The sequence below is a fragment of the Rhizobium sp. S152 genome (assembly GCF_030380735.1).
Lineage (GTDB): Bacteria > Pseudomonadota > Alphaproteobacteria > Rhizobiales > Rhizobiaceae > Rhizobium.
The window spans coordinates 416554-431180 of the sequence record NZ_JAUDRZ010000002.1; the positions used below are offsets into that span (position 1 = coordinate 416554).

15 protein-coding genes are annotated in these 14627 nt (G+C 61.2%); 9 read left to right on the forward strand and 6 right to left on the reverse strand.

The features are described 5' to 3' along the window. Positions 1 to 58 precede the first annotated feature (58 nt). The 4 genes from QTL95_RS03170 to QTL95_RS03185 all read left to right on the forward strand — a co-directional run bounded on the left by QTL95_RS03170 (position 59) and on the right by QTL95_RS03185 (position 4225). Complete coding sequence (locus tag QTL95_RS03170) at positions 59 to 1291, forward strand: ABC transporter substrate-binding protein (RefSeq protein ID WP_289718507.1); 1233 nt, start codon at positions 59 to 61, stop codon at positions 1289 to 1291. 140 nt (positions 1292 to 1431) lie between these two features. Beyond that, the gene (locus QTL95_RS03175) at positions 1432 to 2334 is read left to right on the forward strand and encodes a carbohydrate ABC transporter permease (protein WP_289718508.1); all 903 of its coding nucleotides are present in this window, start codon (positions 1432 to 1434) and stop codon (positions 2332 to 2334) included. Next, positions 2331 to 3158 carry a carbohydrate ABC transporter permease gene (locus tag QTL95_RS03180; RefSeq protein ID WP_289718509.1) on the forward strand — a complete coding sequence of 276 codons (828 nt, stop codon included), beginning with the start codon at positions 2331 to 2333 and terminating at the stop codon, positions 3156 to 3158. Before QTL95_RS03175 ends, QTL95_RS03180 begins: the two co-directional genes overlap by 4 nt. Next, positions 3155 to 4225: an ABC transporter ATP-binding protein gene (locus QTL95_RS03185; RefSeq protein ID WP_289718510.1), complete on the forward strand. Its 1071-nt coding sequence runs from the start codon at positions 3155 to 3157 to the stop codon at positions 4223 to 4225. The genes QTL95_RS03180 and QTL95_RS03185 overlap by 4 nt, the downstream gene beginning before the upstream one ends. Before the next feature lie 23 nt (positions 4226 to 4248). Here the strand turns inward: QTL95_RS03185 and QTL95_RS03190 are convergent, their stop codons facing one another. Beyond that, entirely contained in the window at positions 4249 to 5187 is a 939-nt protein-coding gene (locus QTL95_RS03190; RefSeq protein WP_289718511.1) for a LysR family transcriptional regulator, read from the reverse strand. 133 nt (positions 5188 to 5320) lie between these two features. Here QTL95_RS03190 and QTL95_RS03195 point away from each other — a divergent pair, with 133 nt between their 5' ends. From QTL95_RS03195 to QTL95_RS03210, 4 genes are all read left to right on the forward strand, one after another. Continuing rightward, positions 5321 to 5800, forward strand: coding sequence for a carboxymuconolactone decarboxylase family protein (locus QTL95_RS03195; protein ID WP_289718512.1), 480 nt, complete (start codon positions 5321 to 5323; stop codon positions 5798 to 5800). A 69-nt stretch (positions 5801 to 5869) separates the two neighbouring features. Further along, the gene (locus QTL95_RS03200) at positions 5870 to 6625 is read left to right on the forward strand and encodes an SDR family oxidoreductase (RefSeq protein WP_289718513.1); all 756 of its coding nucleotides are present in this window, start codon (positions 5870 to 5872) and stop codon (positions 6623 to 6625) included. 73 nt (positions 6626 to 6698) lie between these two features. Next, the gene (locus QTL95_RS03205) at positions 6699 to 7115 is read left to right on the forward strand and encodes a cupin domain-containing protein (RefSeq protein ID WP_289718514.1); all 417 of its coding nucleotides are present in this window, start codon (positions 6699 to 6701) and stop codon (positions 7113 to 7115) included. A gap of 78 nt (positions 7116 to 7193) precedes the next feature. Continuing rightward, on the forward strand, positions 7194 to 8684 hold the full coding sequence (locus tag QTL95_RS03210; RefSeq protein ID WP_289718515.1) for a mechanosensitive ion channel family protein: 1491 nt from the start codon (positions 7194 to 7196) through the stop codon (positions 8682 to 8684). Positions 8685 to 8694: 10 nt separating this feature from the next. Here QTL95_RS03210 and QTL95_RS03215 read toward each other — a convergent pair whose 3' ends face one another. Continuing rightward, complete coding sequence (locus QTL95_RS03215) at positions 8695 to 9183, reverse strand: RrF2 family transcriptional regulator (RefSeq protein WP_289718516.1); 489 nt, start codon at positions 9181 to 9183, stop codon at positions 8695 to 8697. Between the two features lie 231 nt (positions 9184 to 9414). Here QTL95_RS03215 and QTL95_RS03220 point away from each other — a divergent pair, with 231 nt between their 5' ends. Further along, positions 9415 to 10635, forward strand: a complete 1221-nt coding sequence (locus QTL95_RS03220) for an adenylate/guanylate cyclase domain-containing protein (RefSeq protein ID WP_289718517.1) — start codon at positions 9415 to 9417, stop codon at positions 10633 to 10635. A gap of 104 nt (positions 10636 to 10739) precedes the next feature. Here the strand turns inward: QTL95_RS03220 and QTL95_RS03225 are convergent, their stop codons facing one another. The 4 genes from QTL95_RS03225 to QTL95_RS03240 all read right to left on the reverse strand — a co-directional run bounded on the left by QTL95_RS03225 (position 10740) and on the right by QTL95_RS03240 (position 14609). Next, complete coding sequence (locus QTL95_RS03225; protein WP_289718518.1) at positions 10740 to 11918, reverse strand: M20 aminoacylase family protein; 1179 nt, start codon at positions 11916 to 11918, stop codon at positions 10740 to 10742. Between the two features lie 98 nt (positions 11919 to 12016). Then, positions 12017 to 12796, reverse strand: coding sequence for an amino acid ABC transporter ATP-binding protein (locus QTL95_RS03230; protein ID WP_289718519.1), 780 nt, complete (start codon positions 12794 to 12796; stop codon positions 12017 to 12019). After that, on the reverse strand, positions 12793 to 13722 hold the full coding sequence (locus QTL95_RS03235) for an amino acid ABC transporter permease (protein ID WP_289718520.1): 930 nt from the start codon (positions 13720 to 13722) through the stop codon (positions 12793 to 12795). Before QTL95_RS03235 ends, QTL95_RS03230 begins: the two co-directional genes overlap by 4 nt. After that, positions 13719 to 14609, reverse strand: a complete 891-nt coding sequence (locus QTL95_RS03240) for an ABC transporter substrate-binding protein (protein ID WP_289718521.1) — start codon at positions 14607 to 14609, stop codon at positions 13719 to 13721. Before QTL95_RS03240 ends, QTL95_RS03235 begins: the two co-directional genes overlap by 4 nt. Positions 14610 to 14627 lie beyond the last annotated feature (18 nt).

Genomic DNA, 14627 nt, shown 5'->3' on the forward strand with positions numbered 1-14627 from the left:
GCCGGCAAGGAGGAATTGCCGGCTTCACGATCAAGGATAACCACAAAGGAGGAGAACCATGGCTATCCGTAAATTTGCAATGATCGGCGCGCTTGCTCTGGCGGGCGTGTCGCTCTTCGGTCTTGCCGCCAAGGCCGAGGACGTCACCCTGACCCTCTGGTCGCTGGATCGTGATATCCAGCCGGCGCCGAACCTGATCAAGGAATTCAACGATCAGAACAACGGCATCAAGATCGAATATCGCCAGATCCAGTTCGACGACGTCGTCAGTGAATCCATGCGCGCGTTCTCGACCGGCAAGGCACCCGATATCATCGCCATCGACAACCCGAACCACGCGATGTTCGCCGCCCGCAAGGCGTTCCTCGATCTCACCGACATGATTTCGAAGTCGACGGTCATCAAGCCCGAGAACTACTTCCCCGGACCGTTGAAGTCCGCCACCTGGGATGGCAAGCTCTATGGCGTGCCGAAGGCCACCAACACGATCGCGCTTTACTACAACAAGGACATGTTCAAGGCCGCCGGCCTCGATCCGGAAAAGCCACCGCAGACCTGGGACGAACTGGTCGCGGACGCCAAGAAGCTGACCGACCCGTCGAAGAACGTCTACGGCCTGACCTTCTCGGCCAAGGCCAACGAGGAAGGCACCTTCCAGTTCCTGCCTTGGGCACAGATGGGCGGCGCGACCTACAAGACGATCAATGCTGATGGTGCTGTGAAGGCGCTGACTGTCTGGAAGCAGATCATGGACGAGAAGCTCGCTTCTCCCGATACGCTGACCCGCAGTCAGTGGGATGCGACCGCGACCTTCAACGCCGGCAACGCGGCTATGGCCATCTCCGGCCCATGGGAAATCGATCGCATGCTGACCGACGCCAAGTTCGACTGGGGCACGGCGCTGCTGCCAGTGCCGCAGGAAGGCGCACAGCGGTCTTCAGCCATGGGCGACTACAACTGGGCGATCTTCTCCAGCTCCAAGCATCCGGAAGAAGCCTTCAAGGCGCTCGAATTCTTCGCCTCGAAGGATGACACGATGTACCAGAAGTTCGGCCAGCTGCCGGCTCGTTCCGACATCGCCATCCCGCCGACTGGCAACAAGCTGAAGGACGATGCGCTGAAGACCTTCGTCGAGCAGCTGAAATATGCCCAGCCGCGTGGTCCGTCGCCGGAATGGCCGAAGATCTCCAAGGCTATCCAGGATGCGATCCAGGCCGCGCTGACCGGCCAGATGTCGCCGAAGGACGCGCTCGATCAGGCCGCCGAGAAGATCAAGGCCGTCGAAGAGTGACATATAAGGGCAAGCGGAGTGCGAGTGCGCTCCGCCTGTCCGACCCCAATGGCGTTTTCGCCATCCCACCGTTTCCTCCCGGCAGGGGCTGTCTTCCGCGCAAGCGCCAGGCAGCCCCGTTCGGAGCTTAAGGGGTATCCATGAAGAGGCTTTTTTCCAGCATCACCGATGGCCGCGGTTTCGACATCACGCTTGTCACCCTGCCGCTCATCTTCCTGTTCGTGCTTGCGGGCCTGCCGCTTGTCTACAACATCGTCATGAGTTTCCAGGAGGTCGACATGTTCAGCCTCGGGACCTTCGTGCGCCCCTTCGTCGGTTTCAAGAACTATGTCGATCTGTTCAAGCAGCCTGAAACGCTGCCGATCATCTACAACACCGTGCTGTTCGTCGTCGGCTCCATCGCCGGCCAGTTCCTGATCGGCTTCGGCCTGGCGCTGTTCTTCTGGGTAAACTTTCCCGGCGCCTCCTGGCTTCGCGGTCTGTTCCTTGTTTCCTGGGTCATGCCCGGCCTCGTCGTCGGCGCGATCTGGAACTGGGTGTTGTCGGGCGATTTCGGCGTCTTGAATTTCATCCTGCGCGAACGCGGGTTGATCAGCACCAACATCTTCTGGCGCTCGGACCCCAATTTCTCGCTCTGGGCCGTCGTCATCGCCAATATCTGGCTCGGCACGTCCTTCAACATGATCCTGCTTTCCGTCGGCCTTTCTTCCATTCCCGGCGATCTCTACGAGGCTGCCGAACTCGACGGTGCCAATGCCTGGCAGCGCTTCTGGACGATCACGCTTCCGATGATGCGCTCGACCATCGGCGCCATCGTCTCGCTCGGCCTGATCTTCACGCTGCAGCAGTTCGACCTGTTCGCGGCCATCACCGACGGCGGGCCGAACAATTCGTCCAACGTTACGCAATACTGGGCCTGGGATCTCTCGTTCCGGCAATATGACTTCGGCAAGGGCGCCACGATCTCCGTCATCATGATCGTCTTCGTGATGTTCGCCTCGATCGTCTATGTCCGGTCGACAAAACATGAGGTGCGCGGATGAGCGATACCAACCGCAACCGCCTGATGCTGTTCATCGCGATCGTCCTGGCGGCAATCTATCTCTTCCCCCTCTACTGGATGTACATTACGGCGCTGAAAAGCGGCTCCGAGATGTTCGCCAACCCGCCGAGCTTCTGGCCGTCCTCACCGCAGTGGGGAACCTACGCCTATGTCTGGGAAAGCCGGAACATGGGGCGCTATCTCTGGAACTCTATTGTCATTGCCTTCGGTTCCGTGGCGCTGATCACCGTGCTCGGCGTCGGCTGTGCCTATGTGCTGGCGCGCTATCGCAACATGTGGGTTGATATCGGCTTGTTCCTCATCCTGATGCTGCAGGTCCTGCCGGCGTCGCTGATGATCACGCCGATCTTCGTGGGCTTCTCGCAGTTCGGCCTGCTCGACTATCCGCGCTTTGCCGTGATCCTGGCGATCGCCGCGAAAAGCATGCCGTTCTTCGTCGTCCTGGTGCGCGCCACGTTCATGGCCGTGCCCATGGAGCTTGAAGAAGCCGCGCTGGTCGACGGCAATTCCCGCTTCGGCGCCTTCTTCAACATCGTGCTGCCGCTTGCCCGCAACGGCATTCTCGTCAGCGCCATCCTGATCTTCATGCAGGCCTTCGGCGAGTTCGTCTATTCGAAGTCGATGATCCAGGAAGCCGAGCTTCAGCCCGCCAGCGTCGGCCTAAACTCCTTCATGGGGCCGAACACCAGCGAGTGGAACAACATCATGGCCTACGCCACGATGTATGTGACGCCCGTTCTCGCCATCTTCGTTCTCTTGCAGCGCCGCATCGTATCCGGCCTCACCTCTGGAGCCCTCAAATGACCAATCAGATCGAGCTCAGCGGCGTCAACAAGCATTACGGTGCCTTCCATGCGCTGAAGAACATCAACCTTGAGATCGCCAAGGGCAGCTTCGTGGCGCTCGTCGGCCCTTCGGGCTGTGGCAAGTCCACCTTGCTGCGCTCTCTGGCAGGCCTCGAGAGTATCTCCGAAGGCGATCTGAAGATCGCCGGCGAGCTGATGAACAACGTGCCGCCGCGCAAGCGTGACGTCGCCATGGTGTTCCAGTCCTACGCGCTCTATCCGCATATGACGGTGGAGGAAAACCTGACCTACAGCCTGCGCATTCGCGGCGTTGCCAAGGCCGAGGCCAAGAAGGCCGCGGCCGACGTGGCCGCAACCACGGGGCTCTCCAACCTGCTCAAGCGCTATCCGCGCGAGCTCTCGGGTGGTCAGCGGCAGCGCGTGGCCATGAGCCGCGCCATCATCCGCCATCCCAAGGCGTTCCTGTTCGACGAACCGTTGTCGAACCTCGACGCGGCGTTGCGTGTCCACATGCGCAAGGAAATCCGCTCGCTGCACGACCGGCTCGGCGCGACCTCGGTCTACGTCACCCACGACCAGATCGAGGCGATGACGATGGCTGACCACGTCGTCGTCATGCGCGAGGGTGTCATCGAGCAGCAGGGCAAGCCGCTGGAGCTATACGACATGCCGGCCAACAAGTTCGTCGCGGGGTTCATCGGCTCGCCGGCGATGAATTTCATTCCTGGCGTCGTGCAGGCGGACGGAAGCGGGCTGACGATCGACCTCGGGACAGCACAGCACACCTTCCGGAGCGCGCGGCAGCTGCAACCGGGTCGCAAGGTCACGGTCGGTATCCGGCCGGAGCATATCGGGATCACGGCGGCCGGGCAGGGGACGTTCGACGTGCCCGTCGAGGTCGTCGAATCCACCGGCTCTTCTACCTTCATCACCGCCGCGACGACGCCGGAACTGACGATCGTGGAGACCGGTCGGGGTTCGGCACGTGCCGGCGAGGCGCTTGGTGTTCTGATCGACCCCGCGCAACTGCATCTCTTCGATGACGCAAGCGGCGTTCGCATCTGATAAGGCGAAGGGCGGTGGCCGCATCAGTCGCCGCCCAAATTTGCCCGCTGTTCCGCCTCTCCGGAGGAGCACATCGACGGGTCCTGCTGTGTCGCTGTCGTCAGGAAATCGAGCACTGTCCTGACCCGTAGCGGTATGTTGCGTCTGGACGGATAGACGAGATAGATCGGCAGGCGCGTCGGCGGAAAATCCTTCATCACATGCACAAGCCTGCCTGCGGCAATGTCGGGGATGGCGATGATGTGGGACAATATAGCCAATCCCGCGCCCGACAACGCAGCGCGATGGACGGCAACGGCACTGTTGGAGAGTAGCCTCGGCGTGATCCTGACCGCAACCTCATCCGACCCGCTCGAAAACGACCACGTCCGCCCGTTGCCGGCGCGGCTGTAGCAGATGCACTCGTGCGTCGAGACGTCCTGCGGTTTGCGCGGCGCCGGGTATCGTTCGATATAGGCGGGCGAGGCGACAAGGAAGGCCGTGGTCCAGCCGATCCGCCGGCATATGAGGCTGCTGTCTGCCACCTCGCCAAGCCGGACCTCGAGGTCGATCCCTTCTTCTATGAGATCCGATGGCTCCTCGCGGAGGATCAGTTCCACCGAGAGCTTCGGATGCGTTGACAGCAGATCGCCCATGCGATCGCTCAGGTAGAGACCCATTGGCACGGGCGCACTCAGGCGTACCTTTCCTGAGGCCGTTGTTCCGTCCGAGCCGACGGCGTCGCCAAGCTCTTCCACCGATTCCAGAATGTGAAGCGCCATAGGCAGCATGCGCTCGCCTTCGGCGGTAAGCGACAGGCCGCTCGTGGTCCGATGCAGCAGGCGGGTATTGAAGTGGCTCTCCAATGCCGCGACCTGGCGCGACACCGCCGGCTGGGTGACACCCAGATCGGAGGCCGCTGCCGAGAACGAGCGTGTCTCCACCACTCGCAGGAAGGCCTGCAATGCCGATACGATGTCCATGTGATCTCCCCCTCATACTTTTGCGCATAGGCTTTATGCCGCGATCCTAGCGAGGAATGACTTTACAGTCCAGTCATTACGGATATCTTGTATCCATAAGGATATTCACTGTCCTTAAATGAGAGGAAAGACAATGACACAGCGACTGAACTACATGCAGCATTCCCCTGAGCTCGTGAAAAAGTTCATGGATTTCAGCCTTGCGCTGAAGAGCAGCGTCATCGAGGGGAGCATTCGCAATCTCGTCCAGGTCCGCGCATCGCAGATCAATGGCTGCGGCTTCTGCCTCGACATGCACGTCAAGGAAGCGAAGATCGCCGGCGAGACGGAGCTTCGTCTCTACCACGTTGCCATCTGGCGGGAATCGACACTCTTCGCTCCACGTGAACGCGCGGCTCTTGCCTGGACAGAGGCCCTGACCAAACTGCCCGAGGGCGGCGTTCCCGACGAACTCTATGAACGCGTTCGCGGCCAGCTTTCGGAGAAGGAAGTCTCCGACCTGACCTTCTCGATCATGGCGATCAACGCCTGGAACCGCATCAGCATCGGCTTCAAGAACGTGCCCGGCTCCGCCGACAAGGTGTTCGGCCTCGACAAGGCCGGCCTGAACTAATCCGCAGCTGAATTTCATCCACTGTCCAACAACAACGCAGCCGCAGCGCGGCTGCGAAGGAGAACTGCTATGAAAATCGTTGTCATCGGCGGAACCGGCCTCATCGGTTCGAAGACTGTCGAACGCCTGCGCAGCCAAGGCCATGAAGTCATCGCGGCCTCCCCGAACACGGGTGTCAACACCATCTCGGGCGAGGGGCTGAGCGAGGCTCTCGCGGGCACCGATGTCGTGCTCGATCTCGGGAACTCGCCTTCGTTCGAGGACAAGGCCGTGCTCGAATTCTTCGAGACGTCCGGCCGCAACCTCATCGCCGCGGAAAAGGTGGCCGGCGTCAGGCATCATATCGCCTTGTCCGTGGTCGGCACTGAGCGTCTTCAGGAGAGCGGATACTTCCGTGGCAAGCTCGCGCAGGAAAAGCTCATCCGGCAATCCGGCATTCCCTATACCATCGTTCACTCCACGCAGTTCATGGAGTTTCTTGCAGGCATCGCTCAGTCAGGGACGGTCGGCCAGACCGTACGCCTGTCGCCTGCCTATGTGCAGCCGATCGCCTCGGACGATGTGGCGGATGCGATGGCGAAGGTGGCACTTTCGGCTCCGGCCAATGCCACTGTCGAGATCGCCGGTCCTGAACGCGTCCGTCTCAGCGACCTCGTTGCGCGTTATCTGAAGGCGACGAACGATGCGCGCATTGTCGAGGCCGATCCCGAAGCCCGCTACTTCGGTGCGCGGCTTGACGACAACTCGCTCGTCTCCAACGACAACCCGCATCTTGGCCACGTCACGTTCGAGCAATGGTTCGCCACCTCGAGGCCGGCCAAGTGACACCAACAGCGACGGGCTGCCTCAATATACATGAGCGGCCCATCCTGCTTATCTCTAAAGATGGAGTTTTGAGATGATCACGAATCTATCCGCCGCCATGGCAATCGCCATGCTCTCGGCAACCGCCGTCGCCGCCCACGACACCAGCAAGGCCTCGAAGGTCTCGGTCGTCTATGAACACGTGCTTCCCAATGTACCGGGCAAGAGCATCAAGGGCGTTCTTGTCGAATACGGTCCGGGTGGCTTCTCCGAGGCGCACACTCACCCGGATACCGCCTTCATCTATGCCACCGTGCTTGAGGGCGCGATCCGCAGTCAGGTGAACGACGGTCCGGTCAAGGTCTTCCATGCCGGCGAGAACTTCTCCGAGATGCCGGGTGATCGGCATGGTGTCAGCGAAAATGATAGCAAGACCAAGCCCGCAAAGCTGCTCGCGGTGTTCGTTGTCGATGCCGAGCAGAAAGAGCTGACATTCCCGATTAAGAAATGATGCCAGAGCGATGGCCCGCGCTGTTTGATGCCAGCGCGGGCGGTGGCTTTTAGACATTTTTGCTGGAGGTTAGCGGCGATGTCGCAAGTGTTTCATGACGTTATTCTGACCAGTCCGAGAATGTCGCTAATCGTCGTAGGCTTGGTGGGGATCGTCGCCTGGCATCTTATCCCGAACGAAAAAGCCAATACGCGGCTCATCGTTCAAATCCTGTTCTTCGGCGTCATGTCGGCCATCCTGCTCGCCGGGGGAATCGTGCCCTACCGTTTCGAGGGGCAGAGGATGGATGCCCGAGAAGCTGCCATCTCGGCAGTGGCGAAGGCGCTCTGGTGGATCCACCTGGCTTGGGCGATAATCGGCTTCATCAGGATCTATCTCGTGCTGGATGGCGCGCCGCGCGAGGCACGGCTTCTGCAAGATCTCGTCGTCGGCGTCGTCTATCTCTGCGTGGCGCTCTCGGTTCTCGCATTCGTCTTCGGTATTCCGATCGGTACGCTGGTCGCAACATCGGGTGTTATCGCCATCGTGCTCGGCTTGGCGCTACAGAACACCTTGAGCGACGTCTTCTCCGGCATCGCGCTTACGCTCGGCCGCCCCTATGTCATAGGTGACTGGATCTTGCTCAGCGATGGCACGGAGGGTCGCGTCATGGAGAGCACATGGCGAGCGACGCATATCCTTACGGCTGCGAACAATCTCGTCGTCCTTCCAAACAGCTTCCTCGCAAAACTCGGCCTGACCAATATCAGCCGGCCGGATGAGGCGCATCTGCTAACGCTGGCGATCCGGCTCGCGCCGACGCGCATGCCGGCGATCATTCGCGATGTCATGCGCTCCGCGCTGGCGAGCTGCAATTCCATCGTCAGGGAACCGCCGCCGATCGTGGCGCTGAAGGCACTCGACGCGACCGCGCTGGAGATCGAATTGCAGTTCAGGGTCGCGAGCCCGGCGCTCAGGACCGCTGCACGTAACGAGGTGCTTGATCTGGTCTATCGCCACTGCAAATCGGCCGGAATTCTGCTTGCGGTTCCAGCCACGGCCTCGGTGCTGCAAATGGAGCTTCCGACCGAGGAAAACACACAGCCGCCGCGCGTGACGCCGCTTGAGTTGATAGAGGCAATCCCGATCTTCGTTACGCTGACAAAAGAGGAGAAGCAGGTCCTTGCCGAGGCCACCATCGCGCGCGAGTTCGGAAAGGGAGACGTGATTGTGAGGGAGGGAGAGCTGCTTTCGTCACTGATGATGATCCGCGCCGGCGTGGTGATGATGCGCCATGACGGGATTGATCGTGGAAGGCTGGCGCCGGGTGATTTCGTCGGTGAAACGGGCTTGTTGGCGGGAATGGGCGAGGTCGCCACCTTGGAGGCGCTTACGCGCGTCACGGTCTACGAGATCGATCAGCGAAGCCTCGCGCCACTGCTTCTCAACCGCCCGGCTTTGGCCGAGGACCTCGCGGCGATTCTAGCCAGCCGGGTGCCGCGCGTCGAAAACGGAAGTGCCGCGGAGGCAAGCCAGGTGCACAGGGCGCGTGCCTTGCTGCATTCCATCCGCATGATCTTTCAAAGCTGAGTACGCGATATTAGCCGGCGCGCTTCAGAACCCACTCGTAGCTGCCCTTCCAGATATCCGGCGGCACCTCCTCGCCGAGGGTTTCGACAAGGTCGGAAAGGCGCACACCGCGCAGCGTATTGCGCCAGGCCTCATCGGCCTGCCACATCACGCGCGCGACGGCACAAGGCTTGGTATCGCAGAAGCCGGCGGGCCGGCAGGGATTGTTGGCGCGTATGTTGTTGCAGGTGAAGGTGCGGGCCTTGCCTTCGACCGCCTCGACAATGTCCAGAAACGTGATCTCGGACGGCGGCCGGGCCAACCGGTAGCCGCCGCTCGGGCCAAGCGTCGTCTCCACGAGGTTCGCTTGCGACACACTCTGCAGGGCCTTGGAGAGATATTCCTTCGGCAGGCCGTGAAACTCGGCCAGTGCCTTGGTGGAAAGGTACCTGCCTTCCGGCAGGCCCGCGAGAATGGCGCAACAGTGGAGCGCCCACTCGACTTGGCTTTTCAGATTCATTCGGCTTCTCGTGCAAAAGCAGGCAATTGCAGGGGTTTATTACGGATATAATATATCCTCAAATAAGGACAATGTAAACGAGCGGGGATCGATGCGCGTCCGGCTTGCAACACGATCCCCTGTTTGACGTCAGCGGATGCCCACTTTGACGAAATCATCCTTCATCTTCTTGTCTGGCTAATGTATTTGCCGCCAACGTTGCTATTTAGGATGGCATACCGGAGTTACCCGATGCAGTTCTCTCCTTCCGCCCCCACGTCGATCAATGGCGATGACGGTTCATGGCCGGTCCACCGGCGCGCCGTGCTGGACTGGTTGGTCAACGAGACGAACGGCCAGCGTTTCATCGATGAAATCATCCTGGAAATGTGCGCTCGGCTGAACGCGAGTGGCGTTCCGGTGGCGCGCTGTTCTCTTCATCTGCGCATACAGCATCCGCAATGGTCAGGCGCGAGAATATTGTGGCGCACCGGCATGGAGAAAGCGCAGATCGACACCTTCGACTACGCCACCAAGACCACGGACCTTTTTCTGCGCCGTCCGGCGAACGAGATCTATAAAGGCGCCAACGAGGTGCGGCAGGATTTGACGCGGCCGGATATCGACACAGAGCGTTACCCGCTGTTCGCCGAACTCAGGGAAAGCGGGTTGACCGACTATGTCGTCTGGCCGATCGACCATACGTTTGGCAAACGCCATGTGGTGACCTTCGCGACGGAACGTGCGGGCGGCTTCAGCGACGAGCACATCGCCTATCTCAAGGATCTGCTTCCGGCTTTCGCGCTGGTCATCGAGATCCGCATGAAGAACATCATGGCGCGCAATCTGCTGGAGACCTATGTCGGGCCTCACGCGAGCGAGCAAATCCTGGCGGGCGCCACTACGCGTGGCAGCGGGATGACGGTGAGTGCCGCCATCATGATCTGCGATCTGCGCGATTTCACCGAGCTCTCCGATATTTGGCCGCGCGACAATGTGATCGAGATGCTGAATGCCTATTTCGACGCCCTGTGCGAGCCGATCGAACAGCGCGGTGGCGAGATTTTGAAGTTCATGGGTGATGGCCTGTTGGCGATCTTTCCGCTCTCGAAGCCCACAGCCTGCGCCGACCTCTTGGCGGCTATCGCCGAAGGCCGCGCCGGCATGACCGCCCTGAACGAAAAGAATGCCGCCCATGGGCAGCCCGCGCTTCGCTATGGCGTTGGCGTCCATGTCGGTGACGTCATGTACGGAAACATAGGCTCCCGCAAGCGTCTGGATTTCACGGCGATCGGACCGGCAGTCAACGTGGCATCGCGTCTCGAGGAATTGACGAAGCTGATCAAGCGGCCGGTTCTGCTGTCGCGCGCCTTCGCGGAGATGGCCGGATCGAGTTTTGAGTTCGACAGTCTCGGCTCGTACCCGCTTCGCGGCCTAGGGCAGCCGGTCGATGTCTTCGGCATCAAGGATTGATATTCCGGGACGTCACGTTGACGGATCGCGAAAGACGAAGCCGGCGTGGATCGAAGATGTCGACCCCACGGTTTTGAACCGTGGGGTCTGCGGTGACGCGATGACTATGCCAGGAAACGCTCCGTCAGGCGCGCCCACATGGCCGCACCCGCCGTCAGGCTATCGTCGGCGAAGTCATACTTGGCGCTGTGCAGGATGGCGGAGTTCATGCCGTTGCCGAGGCGCAGGAAGCTTCCCGGCTTGTGCTGCAGGAAGTGCGAGAAGTCCTCGCTGCCGGGGATCAGTGGGCAAAGCGCGACATTGCCCTCGCCGACCAGTTCCTCGGCGACCATGCGAGCAAACTCTGTTTCCTTTTCCGAATTGACGACGACGGGGTTGCCGTAGGCGTAGTCGATCTCGACGGTGGCGCCGAAGCCCTCGACGAGGGAGGTCGTCAATGTGCGGATGCGCTTCTCGAGGGTCTCGCGGACCTTCGGATCGAAGGAGCGGACCGTAATCAGCATCTTGGCGCTTTCGGGAATGACGTTCGCGACCTCGCCGGCATGGATGGCGCCGACGGTGACGACAGCCGTCTGCGTCGGGTCGACATTGCGCGAGATGACCGACTGCAGCGCGACGACGAGATTGGCGGCGATGACAACAGGGTCGATCGTCAGATGCGGACGCGAGGCGTGGCCGCCCTTGCCTGTTATGGTGATTTCGACGGTATCGGCGGCCGCCATCAGCGGGCCGGAGCGCATCAGCCAGCTACCTTCTGGCGCGCCCGGATGGTTGTGCAGGCCGAAGATGGCGTCGAAGGGAAAACGCTTGAACAGACCGTCGTCGATCATCGCCTGGGCACCGCTGAAGCCGCCGGCTTCCTCGGCCGGCTGGAAAATCAGGTTCACCGTGCCGTTGAACTTGCGGGTGCGCGCCAGATATTCGGCAGCGCCGAGGAGAACCGTCGTGTGGCCGTCGTGACCGCAGGCATGCATCTTGCCCGGCACCGTGCTCGCATAGGGCTTGCCGGTCTGCTCGGTGATCGGCAGTGCGTCCATGTCGGCGCGGATGGCGATGCTCTTCTTGCCGGCGCCCTGTGTCATGCGGGCGACGACGCCGTGGCCGCCGACATTGCGCGTCACCTCATAGCCCCAGCCTTCCAGCTTGTCGGCCACGAACTTGGCGGTCTCGGTTTCCTCGAACGACAGTTCGGGGTGTGCGTGCAGGTGCTGGCGGATGGCGCGAAGCTCGGCATCCTTGGGCTCGAAATCCGAAAGGCGGGCAAAATCGTTGTCGATGGTCATATCCGTTCCAATTTTTTGCATGCTCGGTCCTGCGCCGGCCCCGGTGAGGAGGCCGGCCGGTTTCTTGAAGTCGCTTTGAACGCCTGGTGGACGAGGCGTCAGAGGAAGCGCGACAGGAAGGCCTGCGTGCGCGGATGCTGCGGATTGCCGATCACATCCTCGGGCTTGCCCTGCTCGATGACCACGCCGCCATCCATGAACACCACGCGGTCGGCCGCCTCGCGGGCAAAGCCGATCTCGTGGGTGACGACGATCATGGTCAGGCCCTGCTTGGCGAGATCGCGCATCGTCGTAAGCACCTCGCCGACCAGTTCGGGATCGAGCGCCGAGGTCGGCTCGTCGAACAGCATCAGCTTCGGCTTGATCGCCAGAGCGCGGGCGATCGCAACGCGCTGTTGCTGGCCGCCGGAGAGCTGGCGCGGATAGGCGTTGGCCTTGTCCGAGAGGCCGACACGCTCGAGAAGCCGCTTGGCGTTGGCGATGGCATCCGCGCGCTTCTCACCGTGGACGCCAACAGGCGCCTCGATGATGTTTTGCAGCACCGTCATGTGCGGGTAGAGGTTGAACTGCTGGAACACCATGCCGATCTTGCGGCGCTGGCGGGCGATGCCGTTGGGCGACAGCCGCTCCAGCCGGTTGTTGCGCACCCGGTAGCCGATCTGCTCGCCATCCACCTCGATATAGCCCTTCTGAATGGACTCGAGGTGGTTGATACAGCGCAGAAATGTCGATTTGCCCGAGCCGGATGGGCCGAGAACGACGACCACTTCGCCCGGCATGATGTCGAGGTCGATCCCCTTCAGCACTTCGAGATGGTCGAAGGACTTGTGGACGTTGCGGGCCTGGACCAGCGGCTTGCTATTGGAGACGGCGGTCAATGGCTTGCCTCCTCTGTGGCAACGGCGGCGGGCTTGGCGATGGCGCCATTGCGGCGTTCACTGCGGCCGTAATAGGCTTCGATGTAGCTTTGGCCGATGTTCAGCACCGAGGTGATGAGCAGATACCAGATGACGGCTACGAGCAGCATCGGGATGATTTCGAAGGTGCGGTTGTAGATCGACTGTACCGAATAGAGCAGATCGGCCATGGCGATGACGCTGACAAGCGACGTTGCCTTGATCATGCTGATCAGCTGGTTTCCTGTTGGCGGCACGATCGAGCGCATTGCCTGCGGAATGATGATCCGCCACAGCGCTCTGCCCTTGGTCATGCCGAAGGCTTCGGCGGTTTCCGCCTGGCCACGATCGACGGAGAGAAGGCCGCCACGGATGATTTCCGCCATGTAGGCTGCCTCGTTTAGCGCCAGACCGACGATCGCCGCCGTCATCGGCGTGATCACCGCATTCGTGTCCCAGCTGATGAGAGACGGACCGAACGGGATCGCGATCGACAGCTGCGGAAACAGCGTCGACATGTTGTACCAGAAGATCAGCTGGACGAGCAGCGGCGTGCCGCGGAAGAACCAGATGAACAGCGAGGCGAATCCGCTCGCCAGCCGATCGCTGGACATCCGCATGATGGCGATGATCAGGCCGAGTGCCACGCCGAGGATCATGGCGACGACGGTCAGACCGAGGCTGACATAGAGGCCGCTGATGACGGTCGGGTCGAAGAAATACTGGGCAACGACGGGCCAGCCGAAATTCTCGTTGTTGGCGACGATCCAGACGAAGTTGAGGACGATGACCGCGATGACGATCCACAGCACGAGACGCCCCGTCCGGAACGGCGTGTGGGCCGTCACCACATCGCGAAAGTCAGCACCGCCCGAAGGCGGTGCATTGGTCGTGGTTTCAGTGCTCATTTGGGAAGCTGTCCGCCGAGGTTGAGACCGGGTTCCTTGATCATGTTGTTCTCAAGGCCCCACTTTTTCATGATCGCGGCATAGCTGCCGTCGGCCATCAGAACCTTGATGGCGTCGATCAGGATAGGTCCGAGCGGCGAGCCCTTCGGCACGACGGCGCCCTGGAAAATATCCGAGAAGCCATTTTTCTGGCCGACGCCGGTCAGTTCCAGCTGGCCGTTCGCCTGCTGGACGAAGTAGGTCAGCGGCGCCTGCGAGGAGAAGAAGGCGTCGGCGCGCTTGGAGCGGACGGCCAAGATCGAGGCCGGCTGGTCGGTATAGGACTGAACCTCGACCGCACCCTTGCCATCGGCGACGCACTTGTCCGACTGCGCCTTGATCACCCGCTCGGCGGAGCCGCCGGCCATCACCGAGATGCGCTGGCCGCAGGATGTTTCGAGCGAGGTGATGCCCTTCGGATTGCCCTTCACGGTTGCGAAGACGACATATTCCTGAACCCAATCGACGAAGTCGTTGGCGGCTTCGCGATCCTTGTAGTCGCCGACCGGGCCGAAAGCGAACTGATAACGGCCGGAGTTCACGCCGGCGAGTAGCGCCGGCAGGCCGCCGACGGTGGCATGCTCGATCTTGACGCCAAGAACCGCGCCGAGGGCTTCCGTCAGATCGGCACTGGCGCCGGTCATGACGGTACCGGTGACGATTTCGTAGGGAGGGAACGAACCGTTGTTGACGGAGATCATCTTGCCCGCGGTCTTGATCTCCTCCGGCAGCCTGTCGTGCAGTGCCTGATCGACCGAGAGCTTGGGCAGTGCGGCATCCTGTGCCATGGCCGTTCCCGACAGCAGGAAGCCGGCCAATGCGAGGGAGGTAAGCAATTTCGATGGCATTTCGGTATTCCCCTTTTT

Bases quoted from the DNA above. Each gene is read 5' to 3' on its own strand.
- QTL95_RS03205 (WP_289718514.1), top strand. From the start codon at position 6,699: ATGATCACGAATCTATCCGCCGCCATGGCAATCGCCATGCTCTCGGCA.
- QTL95_RS03235 (WP_289718520.1), bottom strand. From the start codon at position 13,722: ATGAGCACTGAAACCACGACCAATGCACCGCCTTCGGGCGGTGCTGAC.
- QTL95_RS03190 (WP_289718511.1), bottom strand. From the start codon at position 5,187: ATGGACATCGTATCGGCATTGCAGGCCTTCCTGCGAGTGGTGGAGACA.
- QTL95_RS03175 (WP_289718508.1), top strand. From the start codon at position 1,432: ATGAAGAGGCTTTTTTCCAGCATCACCGATGGCCGCGGTTTCGACATC.
- QTL95_RS03210 (WP_289718515.1), top strand. From the start codon at position 7,194: ATGTCGCAAGTGTTTCATGACGTTATTCTGACCAGTCCGAGAATGTCG.
- QTL95_RS03180 (WP_289718509.1), top strand. From the start codon at position 2,331: ATGAGCGATACCAACCGCAACCGCCTGATGCTGTTCATCGCGATCGTC.
- QTL95_RS03200 (WP_289718513.1), top strand. From the start codon at position 5,870: ATGAAAATCGTTGTCATCGGCGGAACCGGCCTCATCGGTTCGAAGACT.
- QTL95_RS03185 (WP_289718510.1), top strand. From the start codon at position 3,155: ATGACCAATCAGATCGAGCTCAGCGGCGTCAACAAGCATTACGGTGCC.
- QTL95_RS03220 (WP_289718517.1), top strand. From the start codon at position 9,415: ATGCAGTTCTCTCCTTCCGCCCCCACGTCGATCAATGGCGATGACGGT.
- QTL95_RS03240 (WP_289718521.1), bottom strand. From the start codon at position 14,609: ATGCCATCGAAATTGCTTACCTCCCTCGCATTGGCCGGCTTCCTGCTG.
- QTL95_RS03225 (WP_289718518.1), bottom strand. From the start codon at position 11,918: ATGACCATCGACAACGATTTTGCCCGCCTTTCGGATTTCGAGCCCAAG.
- QTL95_RS03215 (WP_289718516.1), bottom strand. From the start codon at position 9,183: ATGAATCTGAAAAGCCAAGTCGAGTGGGCGCTCCACTGTTGCGCCATT.
- QTL95_RS03170 (WP_289718507.1), top strand. From the start codon at position 59: ATGGCTATCCGTAAATTTGCAATGATCGGCGCGCTTGCTCTGGCGGGC.
- QTL95_RS03195 (WP_289718512.1), top strand. From the start codon at position 5,321: ATGACACAGCGACTGAACTACATGCAGCATTCCCCTGAGCTCGTGAAA.